The following is a 19991-nucleotide window of genomic DNA, read 5'->3' on the forward strand; positions in this document are numbered from 1 at the left end:
GCCCGCCCCCGGCGGCGTACACCGCCGTGGTCCAGCAGACGAAGGCGTAGAAGACCGCCCGCCCGCCGTCCAGCACGCGCGAACCCGCCTTCCGCTGAGGCCCCCTGGTGAGGACTGCGCGGCTACCCCGCCACAGCGCCATGGAGGCGAAGCCGACCACCATCGCCCACAGCATCACCTTCCCGAACGGCTGCTCCGCGACCTGGGCCAGCGCGCCCTGCCGGTCGGCCGACTCGCCGTCGCTGCTGCTGAGGGCGATCTGAAGGGCAAGGGCGCCGATCAGGACGTACACCACACCCCGTGCGACAAAGCCCGCTCGCCCCGCGGCGGTCAGCGTCTCGTTCTGGGTGGTACGGGCCGCGGACTTTACGCCCTGGCCGCGCCCTTGCGTGTTGGACGAGGTCACGATGTCCTCCCCATGGTGCGGGCGCGCGATACGCGTCCACTGCCCCCCAAGTGCCCCGGGCCAGGCATTTGATGTGCGCAGCGGCCGAGCGCGGCCTGGACGGGACAGGATGATTCATCGGTCATCGTCCTGGACGTCACCGGCGTAGCACGGGTCACTTCCGGCGTGGGCCTGGAGGGCCGAGCCCTGTGCCGCACCGGCCTCCGACTCTGCGACGTACCGCCCGACATGTCGAGCGTGAAGAAGCAAGGGGAGTTGTCCTGGCCTTCAGGGTCGTTGCCGCCGAGCCCGCTGTTTCAGTGCCTGTGCCACGCGCGGGAGTTCCTCGTGCAGCAGGCGGCCCGTCAGCGCACCGCCGAAGACGACGACGCCCACACCGACCAGCCAGGACTGGACGACCAGGACGGTTCCGAAGGGGCCGTAGGTGACGGCACTGGATGCGATCAGGGGTGAGAAGACGAGCCGGGAGAAGACCCGAAGACCGAGCAGCCCGAGCGCCGATACCACCGCGCCGGGAACGAGGGCGCTCCAGGCGATCCGCCCGCCGAGCAGCATCTGCTGCGACCACCAGAAGAACAGGACGGCGCTCAGTGTCGCGGCCAGCGTGCCGGCCGGTGAATGGCGCCACAGCGTGGTGGTGGCGGTCAGGTAGAGGGACCCGACGAGCACGGCGAGCCACAGCACGTGCCGCCATCTCGCGTACCAGCGGGCCGGAGGCAACTCCCAGATCTTCTCGTAGCCGGTCTGCACCGCCGCCCCGAAACTCAGACCGAAGACAGCGAGAGCGGCAAGGCCGAAAGCAGTCGTGGTCTGCAGCACCTGGCCGGGCCGCGCGAACAACTTCCCCACCTCCTCCCTGGCGGCACTCGACACACCGAGCCCGTCCCCCAGCCACTGCGCGAACCCCCGCCCTTGCTCCGGATCGGCTGCGGAGACGACGATCAGCAGGGGCACCAGCGTGAGGAACCCGAGCGCCGCAAAACCCAGCGACCTCGGCCCCAGTTCGATCTCGCGGCTCCGCCGCCATCCCCGCCCGGCCGGCGAATCACGGAACACCCGGCACCGGAAGACTCCTTCGGTATCCAGGTCGCCCATCACACGGGGCGCCATCACCGACAGCCGTGAACGCATGATCCGGTCACCGCCGCTCCAGCGCGTGAAGGCGCCGCAGCGCGCGACGCCACTCGCGCCGTATCGCCTCGGGGAGTTCCTGGCCCTTCGTGGTGGCGACCAGGGTGGCAGCCACGTCGCGGAGTTTGACGTTGCAGTGCTGCGACACCTCCACGAGCAGGTCCCAGGCTCGCTCACTGGAACACGGCGCCAGGACCATCACCATGCCGCGGGCCTGGTCGATCACCGGACGACTCACCAGCGCCTGCTCCAACTGCTTGTTCTTCGCGCGGAGTTCGACGACCTCGGCCAGCAAAGCCGCATCCCTCACCGAAGCCACAGCCGTCAACAACGGCTGGTCCTCGCGGGGTGTGGTCAGCTGGTGCATGGTGCATACCTCACAACTCAGTCCTCAGAAGGCAGTCATCGTGCCCATGAGCGGTCAGGACATGGACTGCTTCGAGCACACCGACCTTGTGGCCTTCGCTCTCGACGACGTCGCGGTTGCGCCACTCACGGACATCGGCTGCGTGGATCACGTCCCTTCCCTTCCGGACGGCTCATCTGCCAGTCGTGAGTCGCACCCCCGGTCTTCCGCGTAGAGCCGCCGCAGTGCATCCCGCAGTGCCCTCTGCATCAACCGCGAGAGCGGCTCGCCCTCCCAGGCGGCGACCACGGCTGCAGCCACGTCCGGAAGCTTGGTGTTGCACTGCCGTGCCATGTCCATCAGCAGGTTCCTGGCCGGCCCGCGGCGGCAGGGGGCCAGGACCATCACCATGCCGCAGGCCTGATCGATGACCATACGGCCGGCCAGCGCCCGCTGCAGCTGTTCGATCTCGGCGCGCAGCGCCACGACATCCCGAGCCGCCGCATTCCCCGCCACGGCCTCGGCCCTCAGATCCCACCAGTTCTCCGGAAGCATGGTTGTGCGCTGCATGGCACGTACCTCTCGACGATTTCGGCGCGTCCGGCTGGGCGGAAGCCGTCCCGGAACCTCTGGATGTTCGGGTGCAACTTCATCGGTCACCCGCGGCGTTCGTAGTCCCGGCGGTCCTCGCGCCTCGAGCGCGCCCGGTGCCGACGGCTGTAGCGACGGTCCCAGCGGTCCTGACGGTCCCGGCGGTGCTCGTAGTCCCGGTACGGCCCGACATCGGAACCGTCACCACGGATCCAGCCTCCACCACGGTCCCGGCCGTGCCGCGTGGCACCGAAGACCAGCACGGCCGCGACCCACCACCAGAGGGGATTGAGGAAGCCGCTGCCGAACAGAATCAAGATCAGGATGAGAAGCAGAACGAACACGGCGGGCCTCCCGGAACGGAACAAAGCGTCACTGCCGGGGGCCGGGGCCTGTTCGAACAGCGTAGCTCTGCCCAGAGACTGCGGATAGCGCCCCATGTAACGGTCTTCCGCCCCGGACAGATGGCCACTTGCCGTCTGTCCAGGGAGTGCGGTCAGGGCTAGCGTGTGCGGTACGGCCCGAGCCCCCGGCAGCGTCGAACACCTCTCGCGCTCCTTCGAGGGCGCACCTCGCGCATCAGTGCCGGAACCGCCCCGCCCCCCAACGGGCCGTCCCCGCCGTCGCCACTCGATCCCGGCGCCGCACCGATGCGCCCCATGCGGGCATCCCCCCTCCGCTGCCCGCCGCGTCGCACGCAGCCACCGCAGGCGGTACGCATGTACGTACTGATCGTTCCGGCTTCTGTCCCCTTCGTCCTGCTCGCCACCGTCATGGGCCTGTCCTGGTGGGAAGACCGCATCCTGCCGGCGGCGCCGGCCGAGCCGGTCGACCATCCCGCGAAGGCTCCGTTTGTCCCAGCGGCCCCTGCCCCGCTCGCAGAACTCTCCCGTGTCGACACCGCGTTGACAACGGAGGTTGCCGGGCGTTGACTGACAGCACGGCGTAGGGCTATGCACTCCGGATCACTCGGTCGGCGCATTCCACCTTCCCGCTTCGCCCGGACCCCGCGGAACTCAGGAACTTCCCGCGATCTGGAGGCCCGGCAATGCTTTGGATTCTTCTCCTTCTGCTGATCCTGGTGGTGTTCGGGTTCGGCTTCACCATGCAGACCCTCTGGTGGGTCGCCGCCGTACTCCTGGTCGTCTGGATCGTCGGTTTCGCCATGCGCGGGCGCGGCAGTGGCGGACGCGGCGGTGGACGCCGTGGCGGCGGCCGTCGGTACAGCCGCAGTCGCGGATAGCCCACACACCAGGCGCTCTCCCGCCCTCCGGGACGGTGGCCTGTACGGCGATCACGCGCATGAGCCCATCCAGCGAACGAGCAGAGGACAGCCATGAGCCTCGGACAGACGATCAGGCACAAGACCCAGGCGTTCAAGGGCCGGTTCACCGAACGCGTCGGCCGGACCACCCGCAACCGGCGACTGCAGCGCGAAGGCAGGACCGACCGGGTCTCCGGAAACCTCAAGCAGTCCGGCGACAAGGCCAAGGACGCCTTCAAGCACTGACCACAAACGCCCCGGGTGGTGCCCACGTCGCGTGGCCGCCACCCGGCAGGCCAAAGCGGAATCAGCCCACAGGAAATAACGGGAACGGCAATGAAGCCGAACAATCTGCGAGCCGAGAGCCAGAGAAGGCAGCCATGCTCACCATCGTGATCATCGCCGTGATCGTCATCGCGGCCGTCGTCCTCTTCCTCGTCGGACGTGGACGCATCCGGGCCGGCGGAGGACGCGGGCTCAAACACCGCTTCGGACCCGAGTACGACCGTGCCGTCGCCGACCACGACGGCGACACCAAGGCGGCCGAGCAGGAACTCGGGGAGCGCGTCAAGCAGCACGGCTCCCTCGATGAGCAGCCGCTGTCGCCCGAGGCCCGCGCGCAGTACAGGGCTCAGTGGGCCGACGTCCAGGAGCAGTTCGTCGAATCGCCGCAGAAGGCCGTCACCGAGGCGGACGCACTCCTTGCCGGCCTGGCGAGGGACCGCGGCTTCCCCGACGGCGAGCAGTTCGAGGAGCAGTTCGCCGCCCTCTCCGTCCACCACCCCGCCCATGTCCACGGCTACCGCAGCATGCACACGGCCGCCCGCGGACAGAGCGGCACCGAGGAAATGCGGGAGGCCATGGTCGAAGCCCGAAGCCTCTTCGAGGCACTGGTCGCCGAACAAGCGGCCGACCCGGACCAGGGCAGCTCGCAGACTCCTCAGTCCCGCGACGGCAACGGCCACGCGCCATGGGCACTGAACCGACCCCACGCGAAGGGAAACAACACCTGATGTCGCAGAACGCCGAACACGCACGGCAACCCCAGCCCGGAAGCCCGGATCCCTCGGCGCAGCGCAACCCGCAGCCGCCGCAGACCCAGCGAGCCCCGCAGGCACCTGCCACCAAACCCGCTCACGAACCCCGTGAACCCACCACCCCCGCCGCCAACGCCGACCGCCCTAATGCCGACCGCCCCAGCCCCGATCGCAAGCCGACGCCGGAGATGCTCCCGCAGGGCGAACGGGACAAGCTCACCCTGCGCCTCCAACAAGCCCTCAACACCTTCGTCGACAGCCCACGCCAGGCCGTGGAGGAAGCCGACAGCGTCTTCGACGAAGTCACCACCCACTTCACGAACACCCTCACAGAGCAGCGGCGCGTCCTGCGATCGGGCTGGCAGGGCCAGGACACCGAAGCGCAGACCGAGGAACTACGGGTCGCGCTGCGGCAGTACCGGGAGATCACCGAACGGCTGCTGCACATGGCGGCACCCGCCGGCCGGTGACACCGTCCTCTCCGAAGGAAGCACAGCCGCCGCAGGAAACCGGTAGGTGAACCACACCGGCCAACCGCGGCGGCTGTGTGCTGCTGAAGCACTCAGCCCGATCCATCCGGCGGCTCCGAGACGGCCCGGGCCTCCAACCGTGCGGCGTGCCGCCTGACGAACTGCGGCAACACCACCCACAGACCCCCGCACACCAGCAGCGTCGCACTCCCCGCGATCACACCCTCGACCCGGCCGAACACCACGTCGACGACGAGCAGCACGGAACCGGTGAGCGTCAGCATCAGGACGCTCATACCCGCCCCCGCCAGCCGTGATGAGATCATGACGATCTCAGGCTTGGCCCCGCGCTGGAACAGCGTTCGGTGCAGCGCGGCCGGAGTGGTGAACAGGGCCGCTGCGAGCACCGCGAGCAGCAGCGTCGTGATGTACACGGTGCGCTGCGCCGTGTCGAGTGCGGAGAAGCGGGCGGTGAAGGCCAGCGTCAGCAGGAACGCGAACAGGATCTGGACTCCGGTCTGGATGATCCTCAACTCCTGGAGCAGCTCACCGTAGTTGCGGTCGGCCCGCTCCAGCGTCGTCTCCTCGCGCGGCGTACGGGAATTCTCCTCAGCCATATCCTGGCAACCTACTCGAAGGCCGCGCAACGGTCCCCCGGCCGGACAGAGCATTCCGTACGACGGTCGCGGACGTCCTGGTATCAGCGGATGTAGTCGGCCGCGCCGTTGGCTTCGCGGAGCTGGTTGCTGAGCTGTGCTGCGGTGGCTGCAGCCTCGGCTGCCTCAGTCCCACTGACTAGGAGGCCGCTCTCGCGGCGTGAAGACCACACGGATGGTGTCCGTCAAAGCGGAACAAGCTCAGTCCTGGAGCACCGTGCCTTTCCGGGCCGTTCGTCTCGGATCGGCGCGGGCCGGACAGCACGGCCGCCCGTCGCCTCGGTGGGACACGGGCTGGTCCAGGGCTGAGTCTCGATGTGTGCCGTGTCAGTCACCGCATCACGGGCACCGACGGCTGCGGCAGCGCGTCTCTAGGCCGGGACGCGGGGGTGTCTGAGCGGTGCTCCGGCCCGATGGAGGCTGGTGAGGGCCTGCCAGTAGGAGGTGATCAGCCCGGTCTCGACGTAGTCCACGCCCAGTTCCTCGCAGTAGTGGCGGACGATGGTTCGGGCCTTGCGCAGGTTGGGGCTGGGCATGCTGGGGAACAGGTGGTGCTCGATCTGGTGGTTCAGCCCGCCCAGTGCGATGTCGGTGAACCGGCCGCCGCGCACGTTGCGTGAGGTGAGCACCTGGCGGCGGAAGAAGTCCGGGCGGTCATCGCCCGTCAGGATCGGCATGCCCTTGTGGTTCGGAGCGAAGAGGGAGCCGAGGTAGACGCCGAACAGGCCCTGGTGGACGGCGAGGAAGGCGATCGCCATGCCGGGCGGCAGCAGCCAGAGCAGGACGGTCAGGTAGACCGCGAAGTGCGCGAACATCAGGGTGCCGTCGAGCGTTCGGTGCTTGAGCGAGCGGTTGGCCAGCGCCTTCACGCTCGACACGTGCAGGTTGAAGCCCTCCAGGGTGAGGAGCGGGAAGAACAGGAACGCCTGCCAGCGGCCGATGAGGCGGGGGAGCCCCTTGGCGGCCCGAGCCTGGTCCTGGGACCAGACCAGCAGGTCGGGGTCGAGGTCGGGGTCGAGTTCCTCGTGGTTGGGGTTGGCGTGGTGGCGGGTGTGCTTGTCCTGCCACCATCCGTAGCTCATCCCGACGCCGGTGCCGGCGATCCGGCCGGATGCTTCGCTGGCCCGGCGTCGGCGGAACACCTGGCGGTGGGCCGCGTCATGGGCGATCAGGGCGACCTGGCCGAAGACGACGGCCAGGAAGCCGGCGACGGTCAGCGTCCACCAACTGTCGCCGATGAGCGCGACGGCGGCCCACCCACCGAGGTAGAGCGCGGCCACGACTGTGATCCGCAGTGCGTAATAGCCGGGACGGCGCCCCAGCAGGCCGGCATCAGCGATCTTTCTCGACAATCGGGCGAAGTCACTGCCGGACGCCTCCGAGGGCGGGGGGCGGACCGTGGTGTTTGCGGTCATGTCGCTGAAGCTCTCTCCGAAGGAGGCAGATGGTCAGGCGCCGCCTCGGGAGTTGCTGAGACCGGGCCACAGGCAGGGATGCGCTTTCGCCGTTGCGGATACACATCGCGCGAGGAGCAGGGACGACGTCCCTCTCTGCATGCGGGTTCCCTGCCAGGCAGGTCTCACACCGTGGCAGGACAGGGCTGGCGGAGCGACGGCCGCCCGCTTTCAGGGAAGAACCGGGAAGGTCGGGGAAGGGGGGCCGGCTGATCACTGAGGGGCACTCATCACGGTGACCGGCGAGGTCCGTCGCCAGCCCGCGGTTTCCGTGATGAGGACGGCGACGGTGGCCGGGCCCGAGGTGTCAGCGGTGGCTGCCTCGGCTACGGCCTCCCTGACGGCGCGGGCCACGTGCAATGGATGGTGTCCGGGGGCGACCGCGAGGTGAACCTCGATGTGTCGGCCGGGTGGATCATCATGATCCTCCACCCTGACCGGGCGGCTGCCCAGCACGGCCGTGAGGCGGGCTACGCCCGGCACACCCGTCGCGACGTCCGCCAGCTCCCCGACGAGTCCCCGCATGGACCCTGTTCCGGTCATCGGGGGCGAGCTCCGCGCGGCCGCAGCTTCCGGCGTGGGCCTCATGGCCGTCGCCGCGGTCCGAGACGTCATGCCTGCCTCCGGGACCTCACGGAGATCCGTTACGCGTATGTCAGCCGTCACCGTGGCCAGCCCGAGCCGTTCAGTGGCCGCGCCCAGCAGCGCGCTCCTCAATTCGTCGGCGGTCTCCGGCAGCGGCCGCACGAGGGATGCGGTGAAGGCGGCCTCGATGGTGAGCGGGCCAGGCGGTAGCGCGCTGGCCGGCGGACGGACGGCCGGCTCGGACACGGGTTGGAGCGGCGCCGACCCGATGCGCAGGGACTCCAGCCGGACACCGGGGACCTCGGCGGCAGTGCGCCCGAGGGCCTGGACGGCCGCTTGCTCGGTGATCCACGTCCCATCGTGGGGCCCGCCGAGCGGGAGGAGACGGCCCAGGTCAAGCTGGCGTCGTACTGCCTGCGTCCACGCCTCGGTCACTGGCCTCCCACCCTCCTTCTCCACGGCCGCAGTTCTCTTCCCGCGGCGCTCTGCCCGAGTGTCCGCGAGAGGTCCGGACAGGGGCCTCAGGCCACTCGTCGGACCACCCCGTCTCACGCTCTACAGACGGGCAAAGGTACTAAAAAGACTATAATCCGGGTAATGGGTGCTTTGTGGCCTCATCAGGGAGGAATACCCCAATGACTGAGAACACCGGCGTCAAGCTCGGCGCAGCGCCCGGGTCTCGCGGCCGGACGACCATCGCCGAAGTGGTGGTGGAGAAGATCGCCGGAATGGCGGCACGGGACGTGCTCGGCGTCTACGCCCTGGGCAGCGGATTCGCCCGCTCGATGGGATCCATGCGAGAGCGGATGCCCGGCGCCGGCAGCGGCAAATCCGCCACCCGCGGGGTCAGTGTCGAGGTCGGCGAGCTGCAGGCGGCCATCGATCTGGAGATCGTCGTCGACTACGGCGTCTCGATCACGGACGTGGCCGCCGCGGTGCGGGAGAACGTGATCTCCGCGGTGGAGCGGATGGCGGGCCGCGAAGTCGTGGAAGTCAACATCACGGTCAGCGACGTGAAACTGCCGGACGACGAAGAGGACGAAAGGGAGGAGCGGCAGCGGATCCAGTAGCCGGGGCGGAACAGCCCACTTGAGTGAAGGAGCGCGAAATGAGCAGGGCCGTGGTGGGCTTGATGGCCGGAATGGCGCTGGGTTTCGCCGCGTATTTCGGTGACTTCTGGGCTTTCCTGCTGGTTCTGGTGCTGGGCCTCGTCGGTCTCGTCATCGGGCGGTTCACTGAAGGTGATCTCGAACCGGGCGACTTCGTCCGCCGCCGGGACCGGCAGGATCGGATCCGAGATGACCGGCGACAGGCTCGGGGAGACTGGCGGCGGTGAGCGGGGAAGCCGATGAGCGCCCGGGCGTCCCCCGCGGGGAGCGCGGGGCGACCATCGTCACCGACCGGGTCGTCGCGAAGATCGCTGCCCGGGTGGCGCGCGAGGCGCTGGGCCGGTTCACCGAGTCGGCCGGCCATGTACCTCCCGGCCGCCGGACGCCACACGTGAGCACATCCGTACGGCGGGCGCCGGAACGGACCAGTGCGGGACGAGACGCCGAGTCCGCCGCCGGATGGCAGGCGGTGCTCGGCGAGGCGCGGCTGCGCGTCGCCGTCGAGCTCGGTTATCCGTCCGACGTCGGGGAGCAGTGCGCCGCGGTGCGCCGGGAGGTCACCGAACGGATCAGAGCATGGGCCGGCATGGAGGTGTCCGACCTCGCGGTATCGGTCGAGCACCTGCACTCGGCGCATACGCGGCACACGGACCGGGAGAGGGTGAGATGAGCGCGAACACCTCGCGGCAGCCGACCGGTGACAGCGACCTCTCCTCCGGTCCGGGACAGGCGGCTCCGTCCGCCGACGGCACCCCGGGGGCGGCCGGGGGCGCCACGAAGGTGATCGACGGATCGGGCCGGTCGGCACGCCGTTTCTGGTCCGCGCGGCGGATTCCCGCGGCCTTGGCAGCCCTGCTGTCCGCCGCGGCCGTCGGATTTCTCCTGTACGACGTGGTCGCGGTGCGCGCGGACCGGTCTGCGATGCGCTGGCGACGGCGGCTCGCCGAGGAACTGGCCACACGCCCACTGGACGACGTCTGGATGATCGTCGGGGCCGCGGTGGCGATGGCCCTCGGCCTGTGGCTTTTCCTGCTGGCGGTGACGCCGGGGCTGCGCAGGCTGCTGCCCATGCGGCAGCCCACCGGCATCCCCGGGACAGGTGAGGTCCGTGCCGGGCTCGACCGCCGCGCGGCCGCCCTGGTTCTGCGCGACCGGGCCATGCAGGTGCCCGGCGTCCAGTCGGCACGGGTCGCTGTCAGCCGCCGGAAGGTCAAAGCCCGGGCACAGGCACATTTCCGCGATCTCGACGAGGTCCGCGCGGACCTGGACGCCGAGCTGGGCGAAGCCGTGACGTCCTTGGGCCTGGCCCGGCAACCCACGCTGACCGTGCGCGTCCGGCGCCCCAAGAAGGGCTGAGGTGATCCGATGCTCAAGACGGCGAACCGGGTGCTGCTCGCACTGCTCGGCCTCGGACTGTTCGCCCTGGGCGGCGGCGTGCTGCTGGGCGCACTGGACCTGCAGCGCCACTGGGATTTCGACGTGCCGGGCTGGTGGCCCTTCCGTGGGCCGGACGATGTGGTGCTGGGCACCGAGGGACGCACCCGGTGGCGGGAAGAAGGATGGTGGTGGCCGACCGTCATCGCGGTGCTCGCCGTGCTGCTGGCCCTGCTGCTGTGGTGGCTCCTTTCGCAACGCAGACACCGCCTGGACCAGGTCCTCGTCGACAGCGAAGACGGCGCGCCGGCCCGACTCAACGGCCGCACACTGGAGGACGTCATCGCGGAAGAGGCGCAAGCCCTGGACGGGGTCTCGCGCGCTCATGTCCGGCTGACGGGCCGACGTACCGCCCCCACCGCGCGCGTGCGGCTGTTGCTGGAGCCGCACGCGGATCCGGTGCGGACTCTGGGAGAGCTGAGCCGGGAAACACTCGTACACGCACGAGACTCGGCCGGCCTGGACCGCCTCCCCTCGAAGGTCCGACTCCGGGAAGCCCGCCACAGCGCCGAACGCGCCACCTAGGACCCCCTGGGCTAAGCCTCATGGGGTATCGGCTGCGAGGCGCCCAGGATTCCTGGAACCCGAGCGTTCTGGCACACGGGGGATTGAACGAACAGCACGCTGCCTGGCGCACTCGTTTCGCTGGCGGGGTGGGCGAAGACACCGGCCCTTGGCGGCCTTGTGCGCCGGGGCCGTCACGTACCACTTCTCGGCCGACGCGACATCGAGCACAGGCACAGCGTGTCGTGCCGTACCGAGAGACCAGGTGAACGGGCGGCGGCCGCCGTTCGGGACGGCGACCGCGTGCCCCTTCCAAGTGCCCCTGTCCTCCCCGGACAAGCCACTGGAGCACTCCCTCCAGGCAGCCGGGGGCGTGGTCCAGCCCGGCCTCGAAGTTGCCTTGAGGGACTGGCCGGGCTGTCGGCGACTTCCGCGGGAGAGGAAGGCAAGCCCGGCGCTTCTGGGATGCACCACAGGCTCGCTCTGCTGCGGAATGGGCCCTCCCCGATACGCCAGAAGGCGCGGAGGACTGTCCTCAGCTTAGAACCCGCATCCGGAGTCGAACTCGGATAGTCCGGAACTGTTACGCACAGCACGCCAACGGCAGTACGGCTCTCACGCCAGCAGGACCCGCTTGCGGAGGAGTTCGAATCCCGCGCGGCCGAACATCTGACGCTTGAGCATCTTGATCCGGTTGACGTGGCCTTCGATGACACCGGAGCTCCATGTTTGGGTGAGGCTGGCCATGACGGCGTCGAGATCGCGTTCGAGGTGCTGGGCGAAGCGGCGGAGGCTGGGCAGTTTGGTGGTGCGGTGGCCGTTTCGATCCATTCGGGTAGTTGGTCGCCTTGCAGGTGGGTGAGCATGTGGGCGAAGGAGCGCACGTGCTCGGCGAGTGCTGTCAGGTCTGGGCAGTGGGCCAGCACGGCCTTCAGCTGGAGCAGGTCGCGCTCGGCCAGGGCGTCGGGGTGGGTGAGGAGCCAGCGGGTGACGGCGCGGGCCGAGGGTGGCCGGGGCCCGACCGGCCGGGGCTTTCCGCGAAGCGTTCTGCTCACGTAGTTGCGGACGTTGCCACATCCGTCCGGGTAACCCTGCTCTGTGATCTCCTCCCACAGCCTCCAGGCGTTGGTGCAGCCTTCCCTCCAACGCTGGTCGAGGTAGATGATCTCCACGCCCGGGTGGGTGGCCAGCCACGCGGCCAGCGGTCCGGAGTCGCGCGTCGGGAGCACGTCCACCACGCGATGGGTCTCTCCGCAGGTTAAGACGGTGGAGTAGGTCTGCCCGCGGCGGGTGGCGAAGTCGTCCACGCCCAGCACGCGTGGTGTGCTGGGCTGCGAGTCGGGCAGCGCCATGACCCTGCGCAGCAGGGTCATCCGTCCCACTTGGAAGCCCAGTTGGGCGGTCAGCCGAGCGCCAGCTCGTCCGGCGAGTGCGAGCCCGACGCGCTCCAGGACGTGGCACAGCCGCGTGGTGAAGCGTGCGTACGGGGCGGTCAACTGAGCGAACGGCTCGGCGAACGTGCGACGCGGGCAGTTGTCCGTGCTGCATATGAAACGCCGGACCGTCAGATGTATCACGACTCTGTTCAGCGAGCGGTAGATCCTTCAGCCTGCGTTGGTAGGAGTCATGCACTCGATTCGAGGAGCAGCCGCAGTCCGGACACGCGACCCCGGATGCCCCGGCCTCTGGCCGTGACATCGACCGTGCCGAAGGCGGCGGTGACCGCTTCGACGTCCACGTCATCGATTCCGTCGAACACGAGCGAGTCCCAGAACGTTGCATCGGCCTGCATGACCAGCACCGTCACCGCTCGCCGCGGTCACCGGAGAGGCCGAGCGCGAAGCTGATGGAGCGCGATCCCGGTGTCGCGCAGCAGCAGCAGCGCCACGTCCACCACCGCCACGGCGACCGCCGCCGCGAACGCCGCCCGCTCCCAGCGGCGTCCCAGCACCGTCCCCGCCACCGCGACCAGGCCGGCCACCGCGAGCGCCGCCAGTGCCCACCTGCCGGGCGGCCCGGCAGGACCCAGCACCAGAACCGCGGACGCGGCCACCAGCGGCACCGGCAGCAGCAGCCGGGTGCCGTCCGGGCCCAGCCGGTGCGGCCATCCCCGAACTCCCGTCGCCAAATCCCCGCGAATGTCCGGCAGTACGTCACCCAGATGGGCGCCGACCCCCAACAGCGCCCCGGCGGTGACAACCCACCAGGCCGGCCATGGCTGCCCCGGCAAGGCCAGCGTGACGAACGCCGGGAGCGCGGCGAAGCCCACCGCGTACGGTGCCCAGGACCATACTGTCGCCTTGAGCCGCAGGTCGTAGGCCCACGCCGCCGCCACTCCGGTCAGGTGAACGGCGCCCGCCCGCAGGCCACAGGCGAGCGAGAGCGGCACGCACAGCGCCAGCGCGGCACAGGCGGCCACCCACACCTCCGTCACACCGACCGTGCCGTCGACGACGGGTTTGCCCCGGCGGCCGGCCGCGATGTCCCGGCGCGCGTCGAACGCGTCGTTGCACCAGCCGACGGACAGCTGCCCGGTCAGCACGGCGGCGGCGGTCAGCACACAGCTCGCGGCGCTCTGGCCGGCGGTGACGGCGAGCGCGGCCATCAAGGCGGTGACCGCCACGACAGGCCCGGGGTGGCACGACCCGGCCAGGCCACCCACCCGGCCGGCCCAACCCGCGGCCGGGCCGCCGGCCGTCGACTGCTCGGGAGTGCCCACCTGGCCGATCGTAGGCGCCTGGGCCCCACCCGGCCGGAAACACGCGCCCCCGGGGCGAACGGCTGGACGGGCGATTCATGGTGTCGAAGCCCCGGTCCGGGGAACATGTGGGGAGCAACTCACCCGAGTTGGTAACCGGACGGGAACCATATGACGCGGATCGCCGCCGTTCACGGTGCCCTCGCACCGCACCGTCGCACCCAGTCCGAGATCACCGACATGGTGGCCCGCACCTGCCTGCCCGAGGGAACCGACCGCGGGGTCCTGGACCGGCTGCACCGCAGCGCGAAGGTCGGCTCGCGACACATGACGCTGCCGCTCGAACGGTACGGGGAACTGGACGGATTCGGCGCCTCCAACGACGTCTTCATCGACGCCGCCACCGACCTGGGCGCCAAAGCCGTCCGGGGCGCACTGCACACGGCCGGCCTGACCGCCGCCGACGTGGACCTGCTGATCTTCACCTCCGTCACCGGCATCGCCACCCCCTCGATCGACGCACGGCTGGTCGGCCGCCTCGGACTGCGGCCGGATGTCAAACGGCTGCCCCTGTTCGGCCTGGGCTGTGCCGGCGGTGCAGCCGGCCTGGCCCGTATGCACGACTACCTGCTGGGCCGGCCCGACCACGTGGCGGTACTGCTGTCCGTCGAACTGTGCTCGCTCACCTTCCAGCGCAACGACGCCTCCATGGCCAACCTGGTCGCCACCGGACTGTTCGGCGACGGCGCCGCCGCGGTCGTTGCCTGCGGCGCGAACCGCCCGGGCCGCCCGGATGAGACCGCCGGCCCGACGATCGTGGACACCCGCAGCCACCTGTACCCGGACACCGGCCGCGTCATGGGCTGGGACATCAAGGACTCAGGCTTCCAGGTCGTCCTCGACCCACAGGTCCCCGATGTCGTACGCCGTTACCTCGCCGATGACGTCGAGGGGTTCCTCGGCGACAACGGGATCAAGCCGAAGGACGTGACCGCCTGGGTGTGCCACCCCGGCGGCCCCAAGGTCCTGGAAGCCGTCACCGAGGCCCTCGACCTGCCCGAGGGGGCGCTCGATGTGACCTGGCGTCACCTGGCCGACGTCGGCAACCTCTCCTCGTCATCGGTGCTCCACGTACTGCGCGACACCCTGGCCCAACGCCGCCCACCGCCGGGCACGCCGGGTCTGCTGCTGGCCATGGGGCCCGGCTTCGCCTGCGAACTCGTCCTGCTGCGCTGGTAGTTCGGGCCGTCGAAGGACACGAAGGACATAGGGACACATGATCTGGTACGGACTGCTGGTGGCCGCCGTCGCCGGCGAGCGCGTCGCCGAACTCGTCGTCGCCCGCCGTAACGAACGGTGGAGCACCGCCCGCGGCGCGACCGAGACCGGGCAGGGCCACTACCCGGCGATGGTCGCCCTCCACACCGGCCTGCTGATCGCCTGCCCGGCCGAGGTGTGGCTGGCCGACCGGCCCTTCGTACCCGCCCTGGCCTGGCCGATGCTGGCCGTGCTGGTGGGCGCCCAGGCGCTGCGGTGGTGGTGCATCCACACCCTGGGACCCCGGTGGAACACCCGGGTGATCGTCGTACCCGGCCTGCCGCTGGTGACCGGCGGCCCCTACCGGTGGCGGTGGCTGCGGCACCCGAACTACGTGGCCGTCGTCGCCGAGGGCCTGGCCCTGCCCCTGGTGCACACCGCCTGGATCACCGCGACCGTGTTCACGGTACTCAACGCCGTTCTGCTCACCGTGCGCATCCGCTGCGAGAACCGGGCGCTGGCCGCCGCGACCACGGCGACCACGACCGCTCCGGCGTGATCGACGTACTGGTGGCCGGCGGTGGACCGGCCGGTCTGGCCGCCGCGATCCACGCCGCGCTCGCCGGCCTGGAGGCCGTCGTCGTCGAACCCCGGACCTCACCCGTGGACAAAGCCTGCGGAGAAGGCGTCATGCCTGGCGGAGTCGCCGCGCTGAGAGCACTGGGCGTCGAGGCCAGTGGCCGCGAACTGCGCGGCATCCGCTACGTGGACGGTGCCGTCCGCGCCGAAGCGTCCTTCCGCCGCCACAGCGGGCTGGGGATCCGTCGTACGACGCTGCACGCCGCTCTGCACCAGCGCGCTCTCGGCCTCGGCGTGCGGATGCTGCCGGGCAAGGTCGGCGAGGTGCGCCAGAACGCGGACACGGTCACCGCCGCCGGAACCACAGCCCGTTGGCTGATCGCCGCCGACGGCCTGCACTCCCCGGTGCGCCGCAGCCTGGGGCTGGAACTGCCGGGCCGCCCCCACGGCCGCTACGGGCTGCGCAGGCACTACCGCGTCGAACCGTGGACGGACTTCGTGGAGGTCCACTGGTCCCGGCACGGCGAAGCCTATGTGACACCGGTCGGCGACGATCTGGTGGGCGTCGCGGTCCTCAGCCGCAACCGTCGCGGGTACGACGAGCACCTGGCCGACTTCCCTGCCCTCACCGCCTCGCTGCGCGGCCCGGCCACGACGGAGGTACGCGGCGCCGGACCACTGCGACAGCGGGTGCGGCACAGAGTCGCCGGCCGTGTCCTGCTCGTCGGCGACGCCGCCGGCTACCTGGACGCCCTCACCGGCGAGGGCATCGCCCTCGCACTGGCGACGGCCGGGGCCGCCGTCCGCTGCCTGGCCGCCGGGCGACCGGACACGTACGAGCGCACCTGGACCCGGCTGACCCGCCGCCACCGGCTGCTGACCGGAGCCCTGCTGGCCGCGAGCCGCCGTCCGAGCACCGCCCGCCTCATCGTCCCCGCAGCATCCCGGATGCCCCCGGTGTTCTCAGCTGCGGTCCACGCACTGCAGTAACGGTAGGACGGCCCTGGAGACCGCCTGGGTCCCGTGGCCGAGCACAGAGATCGTCTCGCCCTGTGACCCGGAAGCCCGCTGCAGCCAGAAACTCACCTCGGCCGGGACGGAGGCACGAGCGACTGGCCGTCCTGTTCTCCTTCTCCAACCTGCCTGCCGGGTCTGCGAAGACCGACCGCAGTGCACCGGCAACGCCGACGGCCGAGACCGCCCCAACATCCTCCTGCCGCAGCCCTTGCAAAAGATCCGGACCTGAGTCCGACGCGAGCCGAGGCCTTCCCGTTATGGGGCCAAGTACCGTGCAGGGCACCGGATATGAGCGCGCCGTTACACTTCGGCATCGTCCACATCCTGAGATGAGGCGGCTTCGGGCCGTCTGTTGCACTGGGCCAGGACTATGCTCCTGTACAAGCGTCCCAGACCCCGGCGGCTTGTCGTTTGGCGACACAGATGGCTGCGGGAAGCGGACCTCCCGTCCGTCACCCGACGCATCCCTGGAGAGAACAGGGCGGGTCCTATGTCCTGTTGCACAGGCCGTTGGACCGGCCCGTCGTTCCGCCTCCGCCGCACGTACGCCCCTGCCAGCAGCGCGCCATGAGGAGCCGGGACTCCCGGCATTCCCATCTCGCTGCCGGATGGTCTTTGGAACCGAGGCGTCATGCCCCTCCCACGGCTCACCATCTATCGTCATGACCGACGGAAACGGGCACTGATCACCCTGGCTGGTGAGATCGACCTGGAATCGGCACCGCTGGTGTGCGCAGCACTGGCGCGATGCCTGAGCGACGGCATCCGCATCGTCGATGTCGACCTCACCCCTGTGACCTTCTGCGACTGCAGCGGCCTCAACGCCTTCCTCTACGCCGCGCAGCGGACCAAGGAGGCCGGCGGGATCCTACAACTGCACAACCCGCCACAGTCACTGGGTCGGATCCTCGACCTCACCGGCTGCGGGTTCCTGCTTCTCGGCCCTCCGCTCGGGCATCTGCCACCGTCTCTCGGGGACGCCCCTGACCCGGTCGCTCCAGCGTTGCCGGACCGGAGTGTTCCGCTGGTGGCTGTCCTCTCGGGCGATGTGCGGTGATGGCCCAGCCCAGGCAGGGGAAGCCGCACGAGCCGCATGCAGGCGAGTCGTTCACCATGGACGCGGTGCGGTTGTGCCGCGTGAACCGCTGGCTGGCGCAGGACTTGGGCGGGGAGCTGGCGGATCTGTACGTCGACTCCCGCGAGACGTCCGCCGCTGAGGCATACCGCAGCCGCAGCCGCCAGGACTTCCTGAACCGTCTCACCGGCGACATCCGGCGGCCGGGGTTCGCCATGGTGATCGCAGAGACGGACCACCTGGTGGGATGCGCCTTCGGGTTCCCGGTGGGCAGTGACGGCATCTGGTGGCTCGGGTTCGACGGAGCACTGCCGCAGAGCATCGAGCAGCTCACCGTGTCCGGTGGCGTCTTCGCGATCACCAGCATCCTGGTCCAGCCACACCCACAGGACCAGGACGTGGCCCGCCGTTTGCAAGAGCGGCTGCTGAGCGGCCACCAGGCATCCCTCGGCGCCACCTTGGTGGATCCGGGCGATCACCCGACCCTAGCGTCGCTCCGCTCCTGGGGATGGCTGGACATGGGAGAGGTGTGGCGGCCGGCGGGCCCGACCATGTTCCGTGCGCTGGTATTCCCCCTCGGAGAACGAACCACGGCGCGGCTGGAGGGCTTGGCCCACGATGCCTGGACGCGGTGGCCCGGATGAGGGCCGACAGCCGGTCGGCCCGCATCCAGGTGCTGGTGGCCGAGCAGGCGGCCCGGCGCGGTGCCCGGGTCGGTGTGATGGACGTGTGCACCGCGGCCGTGGCCGCATTGCCCGTCGGCGGAGCCGGGGTATCGGCGATGTCCAAGACCACCGCAAGCCATCCGCTGTGCAGCACCGACGACATCAGCGAGCAGTTGGAGGAGCTCCAGCTCACCCTGGGCGAGGGCCCCTGCGTGGACGCCTTCACCCACGGCTCGGCCGTCCTGACCCCCGATCTGCTGACCGGCGGGCTGCAGGACCGCTGGCCCGTGTTCGCCGATGCTGCCCTGGAAGCCGGGGCACGCGCCGTCTTCGCGCTCCCCCTGCAGATCGGGGCGATCAGCCCGGGAGTCCTGGACCTGTACGCCGATGTGCCGACCGTGCTGGACGCGGAGGAGCTGGCCGACGCGCTGGCGTTCGCCGATCTCGCGACGCTGCTCCTGCTCGACGCGCGGATCGACGAGACGGGCGCGCAGGCCGACGCACCGTCACCGGACCACGGCTTCGAGGACCTGGGCGGATACCGGGCAGAGATCGACCAGGCCACCGGCATCCTCACCGTCCAGCTCGGCGTCGGCATCGACGAAGCCTTCGTCCGGCTCCGCACCTACGCCTATACGCAAGGGCGCCGGCTCGCCGACGTGGCCGCCGACGTGGTGGCCCACCGGCTCCGATTCTCCCCGGACAGCGAACCGAAACGGACCGACAACAGCAACTGACCCATCGGCTCAGGCCGACCAACGTGCTGCGCTTCCCGCCTCCTCCCGGCGGGAGTAGTCTCAATCGAGGGTGTCACGATGAATCAGCAGCTCCTGGCCAAGACCTTCGTCGAGCTGGCGGACAACCTGGTCGCCGACTTCGACCTCATCGATTTCCTGCGCCTGCTCACCGACCGCTGCGTGAGCATGCTCGATGCGAGCGCCGCCGGGGTGCTGCTCGCCGACCGGGACGGCAAACTGCGCGTGATGGCCGCCTCCGACGAACAGGTGCGCCTGCTGGAGCTCTTCCAGCTCCAGAACGACGAAGGCCCCTGCCTGGAGTGCTTCAGTACCGGCGCACCGGTGATCATCCACGACCTGACCCGGGAGGCCGACCGCTGGCCGCGCTTCGTCACGGCGGCCCACCGCAGCGGATTCGGGGCCGTCCAGGCCCTGCCCATGCGCCTGCGGGACGAGACCGTCGGCGCCCTGAACCTCTTCCGCGCCGCCCCCGGCGCCTTCGACCCGCCCGCCACACTCATCGCCCAGGCCCTGGCCGACGTCGCCACCATCAGCCTCCTACAGCAACGGTCCGCCCACCGCAGCACCGTGCTCAACGAACAGCTGCAGACCGCGCTGAACAGCCGCGTACTGATCGAACAGGCCAAGGGCAAACTCGCCGAACGCCAGAGCGTCGACATGGAACGGGCCTTCACCGCCCTGCGCGGCTACGCCCGCGCCCACAACCGGCGACTGTCCGATGTGGCCCGCGCCTTCATCGACGACTCCGAAGCCCTCCCCGGGCTGGTGGCCTGACCACCCTGGCGCGGGCTGTCGCCTCCGCAGACGCTGCCGAAGCGGCTCTGGCAGTGGCTCGGGGCAGCGTTCACAGGCGGCGCCAGCGAGCGGAGGCGAAGGAGAAGACGCCGAAGAGGATCAGCCCGATCGCGACGGCGACCAGGAGCCACGGCCCCACCGGTGTCTGCGTGAAGCTGCG

At 70.1% G+C, this 19991-nt stretch carries 29 protein-coding genes and 1 pseudogene; 17 read left to right on the forward strand and 13 right to left on the reverse strand.

The annotated features are described in order from the left end of the window. The 6 genes and pseudogenes from ACFWWR_RS45265 to ACFWWR_RS45290 all read right to left on the reverse strand — a co-directional run. Positions 1 to 406: DUF1206 domain-containing protein (locus tag ACFWWR_RS45265; RefSeq protein ID WP_384310137.1), on the reverse strand; the 406-nt coding region annotated here is incomplete at its 3' end. A 267-nt stretch (positions 407 to 673) separates the two neighbouring features. Beyond that, positions 674 to 1501: a ribonuclease BN gene (locus ACFWWR_RS45270; RefSeq protein WP_383878000.1), complete on the reverse strand. Its 828-nt coding sequence runs from the start codon at positions 1499 to 1501 to the stop codon at positions 674 to 676. A 43-nt stretch (positions 1502 to 1544) separates the two neighbouring features. Then, entirely contained in the window at positions 1545 to 1904 is a 360-nt protein-coding gene (locus tag ACFWWR_RS45275) for an ANTAR domain-containing protein (protein WP_383877978.1), read from the reverse strand. A gap of 52 nt (positions 1905 to 1956) precedes the next feature. Beyond that, positions 1957 to 2055: pseudogene (locus ACFWWR_RS45280) on the reverse strand (PRC-barrel domain containing protein); the annotation flags it as partial. Then, complete coding sequence (locus ACFWWR_RS45285) at positions 2052 to 2453, reverse strand: ANTAR domain-containing protein (protein ID WP_383877980.1); 402 nt, start codon at positions 2451 to 2453, stop codon at positions 2052 to 2054. The gene ACFWWR_RS45285 and the pseudogene ACFWWR_RS45280, both read right to left, overlap by 4 nt. 86 nt (positions 2454 to 2539) lie before the next feature. After that, a complete protein-coding gene (locus ACFWWR_RS45290) occupies positions 2540 to 2818 on the reverse strand; it encodes a hypothetical protein (RefSeq protein WP_383877981.1) in 279 nt (92 codons plus the stop codon). Between the two features lie 375 nt (positions 2819 to 3193). On the opposite strand from ACFWWR_RS45290, the gene ACFWWR_RS45295 reads away from it, so the two are divergent. The 5 genes from ACFWWR_RS45295 to ACFWWR_RS45315 all read left to right on the forward strand — a co-directional run bounded on the left by ACFWWR_RS45295 (position 3194) and on the right by ACFWWR_RS45315 (position 5245). Then, on the forward strand, positions 3194 to 3406 hold the full coding sequence (locus ACFWWR_RS45295; protein ID WP_384310139.1) for a hypothetical protein: 213 nt from the start codon (positions 3194 to 3196) through the stop codon (positions 3404 to 3406). Between the two features lie 116 nt (positions 3407 to 3522). Beyond that, positions 3523 to 3717, forward strand: a complete 195-nt coding sequence (locus ACFWWR_RS45300; protein ID WP_383877985.1) for a hydrophobic protein — start codon at positions 3523 to 3525, stop codon at positions 3715 to 3717. 93 nt (positions 3718 to 3810) lie between these two features. Further along, complete coding sequence (locus tag ACFWWR_RS45305; RefSeq protein ID WP_356253952.1) at positions 3811 to 3984, forward strand: CsbD family protein; 174 nt, start codon at positions 3811 to 3813, stop codon at positions 3982 to 3984. Between the two features lie 134 nt (positions 3985 to 4118). Beyond that, a complete protein-coding gene (locus ACFWWR_RS45310) occupies positions 4119 to 4751 on the forward strand; it encodes a hypothetical protein (protein ID WP_383877987.1) in 633 nt (210 codons plus the stop codon). Further along, a complete protein-coding gene (locus ACFWWR_RS45315) occupies positions 4751 to 5245 on the forward strand; it encodes a hypothetical protein (RefSeq protein WP_383877989.1) in 495 nt (164 codons plus the stop codon). The genes ACFWWR_RS45310 and ACFWWR_RS45315 overlap by 1 nt, the downstream gene beginning before the upstream one ends. 92 nt (positions 5246 to 5337) lie before the next feature. Here the strand turns inward: ACFWWR_RS45315 and ACFWWR_RS45320 are convergent, their stop codons facing one another. The 3 genes from ACFWWR_RS45320 to ACFWWR_RS45330 form a co-directional block, all read right to left on the reverse strand. Continuing rightward, entirely contained in the window at positions 5338 to 5862 is a 525-nt protein-coding gene (locus ACFWWR_RS45320; protein ID WP_383877990.1) for a DUF6328 family protein, read from the reverse strand. A gap of 410 nt (positions 5863 to 6272) precedes the next feature. Then, entirely contained in the window at positions 6273 to 7316 is a 1044-nt protein-coding gene (locus ACFWWR_RS45325; protein WP_383877992.1) for a fatty acid desaturase family protein, read from the reverse strand. A 252-nt stretch (positions 7317 to 7568) separates the two neighbouring features. Beyond that, positions 7569 to 8375 carry a hypothetical protein gene (locus ACFWWR_RS45330; protein WP_383877994.1) on the reverse strand — a complete coding sequence of 269 codons (807 nt, stop codon included), beginning with the start codon at positions 8373 to 8375 and terminating at the stop codon, positions 7569 to 7571. A gap of 200 nt (positions 8376 to 8575) precedes the next feature. On the opposite strand from ACFWWR_RS45330, the gene ACFWWR_RS45335 reads away from it, so the two are divergent. From ACFWWR_RS45335 to amaP, 5 genes are read left to right on the forward strand one after another with little or no spacing between them, the layout of a single operon-like run. Further along, positions 8576 to 9010, forward strand: a complete 435-nt coding sequence (locus ACFWWR_RS45335) for an Asp23/Gls24 family envelope stress response protein (protein ID WP_383877996.1) — start codon at positions 8576 to 8578, stop codon at positions 9008 to 9010. 38 nt (positions 9011 to 9048) lie between these two features. Then, on the forward strand, positions 9049 to 9276 hold the full coding sequence (locus tag ACFWWR_RS45340) for a hypothetical protein (RefSeq protein ID WP_351472778.1): 228 nt from the start codon (positions 9049 to 9051) through the stop codon (positions 9274 to 9276). Then, entirely contained in the window at positions 9273 to 9719 is a 447-nt protein-coding gene (locus tag ACFWWR_RS45345; protein WP_383877998.1) for an Asp23/Gls24 family envelope stress response protein, read from the forward strand. Before ACFWWR_RS45340 ends, ACFWWR_RS45345 begins: the two co-directional genes overlap by 4 nt. Next, the gene (locus tag ACFWWR_RS45350; RefSeq protein WP_384310142.1) at positions 9716 to 10405 is read left to right on the forward strand and encodes a DUF6286 domain-containing protein; all 690 of its coding nucleotides are present in this window, start codon (positions 9716 to 9718) and stop codon (positions 10403 to 10405) included. The genes ACFWWR_RS45345 and ACFWWR_RS45350 overlap by 4 nt, the downstream gene beginning before the upstream one ends. A gap of 9 nt (positions 10406 to 10414) precedes the next feature. Further along, positions 10415 to 11008 (forward strand): alkaline shock response membrane anchor protein AmaP, encoded by a 594-nt coding sequence (gene amaP / locus ACFWWR_RS45355; protein WP_384310144.1) that lies wholly within the window; start codon positions 10415 to 10417, stop codon positions 11006 to 11008. A gap of 594 nt (positions 11009 to 11602) precedes the next feature. On the opposite strand, the gene ACFWWR_RS45360 is transcribed toward amaP, so the two are convergent. The 3 genes from ACFWWR_RS45360 to ACFWWR_RS45370 all read right to left on the reverse strand — a co-directional run bounded on the left by ACFWWR_RS45360 (position 11603) and on the right by ACFWWR_RS45370 (position 13706). Beyond that, positions 11603 to 11818 carry a transposase gene (locus tag ACFWWR_RS45360; RefSeq protein WP_384310147.1) on the reverse strand — a complete coding sequence of 72 codons (216 nt, stop codon included), beginning with the start codon at positions 11816 to 11818 and terminating at the stop codon, positions 11603 to 11605. A gap of 793 nt (positions 11819 to 12611) precedes the next feature. Then, entirely contained in the window at positions 12612 to 12794 is a 183-nt protein-coding gene (locus ACFWWR_RS45365; protein ID WP_383878111.1) for a hypothetical protein, read from the reverse strand. A gap of 12 nt (positions 12795 to 12806) precedes the next feature. After that, on the reverse strand, positions 12807 to 13706 hold the full coding sequence (locus ACFWWR_RS45370) for a UbiA family prenyltransferase (protein ID WP_383878113.1): 900 nt from the start codon (positions 13704 to 13706) through the stop codon (positions 12807 to 12809). 150 nt (positions 13707 to 13856) lie between these two features. Between ACFWWR_RS45370 and ACFWWR_RS45375 the strand changes: the two genes are divergently transcribed. The 7 genes from ACFWWR_RS45375 to ACFWWR_RS45405 all read left to right on the forward strand — a co-directional run bounded on the left by ACFWWR_RS45375 (position 13857) and on the right by ACFWWR_RS45405 (position 19810). Then, the gene (locus tag ACFWWR_RS45375) at positions 13857 to 14924 is read left to right on the forward strand and encodes a type III polyketide synthase (RefSeq protein ID WP_383878115.1); all 1068 of its coding nucleotides are present in this window, start codon (positions 13857 to 13859) and stop codon (positions 14922 to 14924) included. Positions 14925 to 14961: 37 nt separating this feature from the next. Beyond that, positions 14962 to 15501, forward strand: coding sequence for an isoprenylcysteine carboxyl methyltransferase family protein (locus tag ACFWWR_RS45380; protein ID WP_384310150.1), 540 nt, complete (start codon positions 14962 to 14964; stop codon positions 15499 to 15501). Then, positions 15498 to 16511 (forward strand): NAD(P)/FAD-dependent oxidoreductase, encoded by a 1014-nt coding sequence (locus ACFWWR_RS45385; protein WP_384310152.1) that lies wholly within the window; start codon positions 15498 to 15500, stop codon positions 16509 to 16511. Before ACFWWR_RS45380 ends, ACFWWR_RS45385 begins: the two co-directional genes overlap by 4 nt. Before the next feature lie 658 nt (positions 16512 to 17169). Continuing rightward, a complete protein-coding gene (locus ACFWWR_RS45390) occupies positions 17170 to 17595 on the forward strand; it encodes an STAS domain-containing protein (protein WP_384310155.1) in 426 nt (141 codons plus the stop codon). Next, the gene (locus ACFWWR_RS45395) at positions 17595 to 18257 is read left to right on the forward strand and encodes a hypothetical protein (RefSeq protein WP_384310158.1); all 663 of its coding nucleotides are present in this window, start codon (positions 17595 to 17597) and stop codon (positions 18255 to 18257) included. Before ACFWWR_RS45390 ends, ACFWWR_RS45395 begins: the two co-directional genes overlap by 1 nt. Continuing rightward, positions 18254 to 19015, forward strand: coding sequence for an ANTAR domain-containing protein (locus ACFWWR_RS45400; protein ID WP_383878125.1), 762 nt, complete (start codon positions 18254 to 18256; stop codon positions 19013 to 19015). The genes ACFWWR_RS45395 and ACFWWR_RS45400 overlap by 4 nt, the downstream gene beginning before the upstream one ends. Positions 19016 to 19093: 78 nt before the next feature. Next, on the forward strand, positions 19094 to 19810 hold the full coding sequence (locus tag ACFWWR_RS45405; protein ID WP_384310161.1) for a GAF and ANTAR domain-containing protein: 717 nt from the start codon (positions 19094 to 19096) through the stop codon (positions 19808 to 19810). Between the two features lie 70 nt (positions 19811 to 19880). Here ACFWWR_RS45405 and ACFWWR_RS45410 read toward each other — a convergent pair. After that, positions 19881 to 19991: DUF1206 domain-containing protein (locus ACFWWR_RS45410; protein ID WP_384307810.1), on the reverse strand; the 111-nt coding region annotated here is incomplete at its 5' end.

Origin of the sequence: Streptomyces sp. NPDC058678 (assembly GCF_042714835.1) — a bacterium.
Classification (GTDB): domain Bacteria; phylum Actinomycetota; class Actinomycetes; order Streptomycetales; family Streptomycetaceae; genus Streptomyces.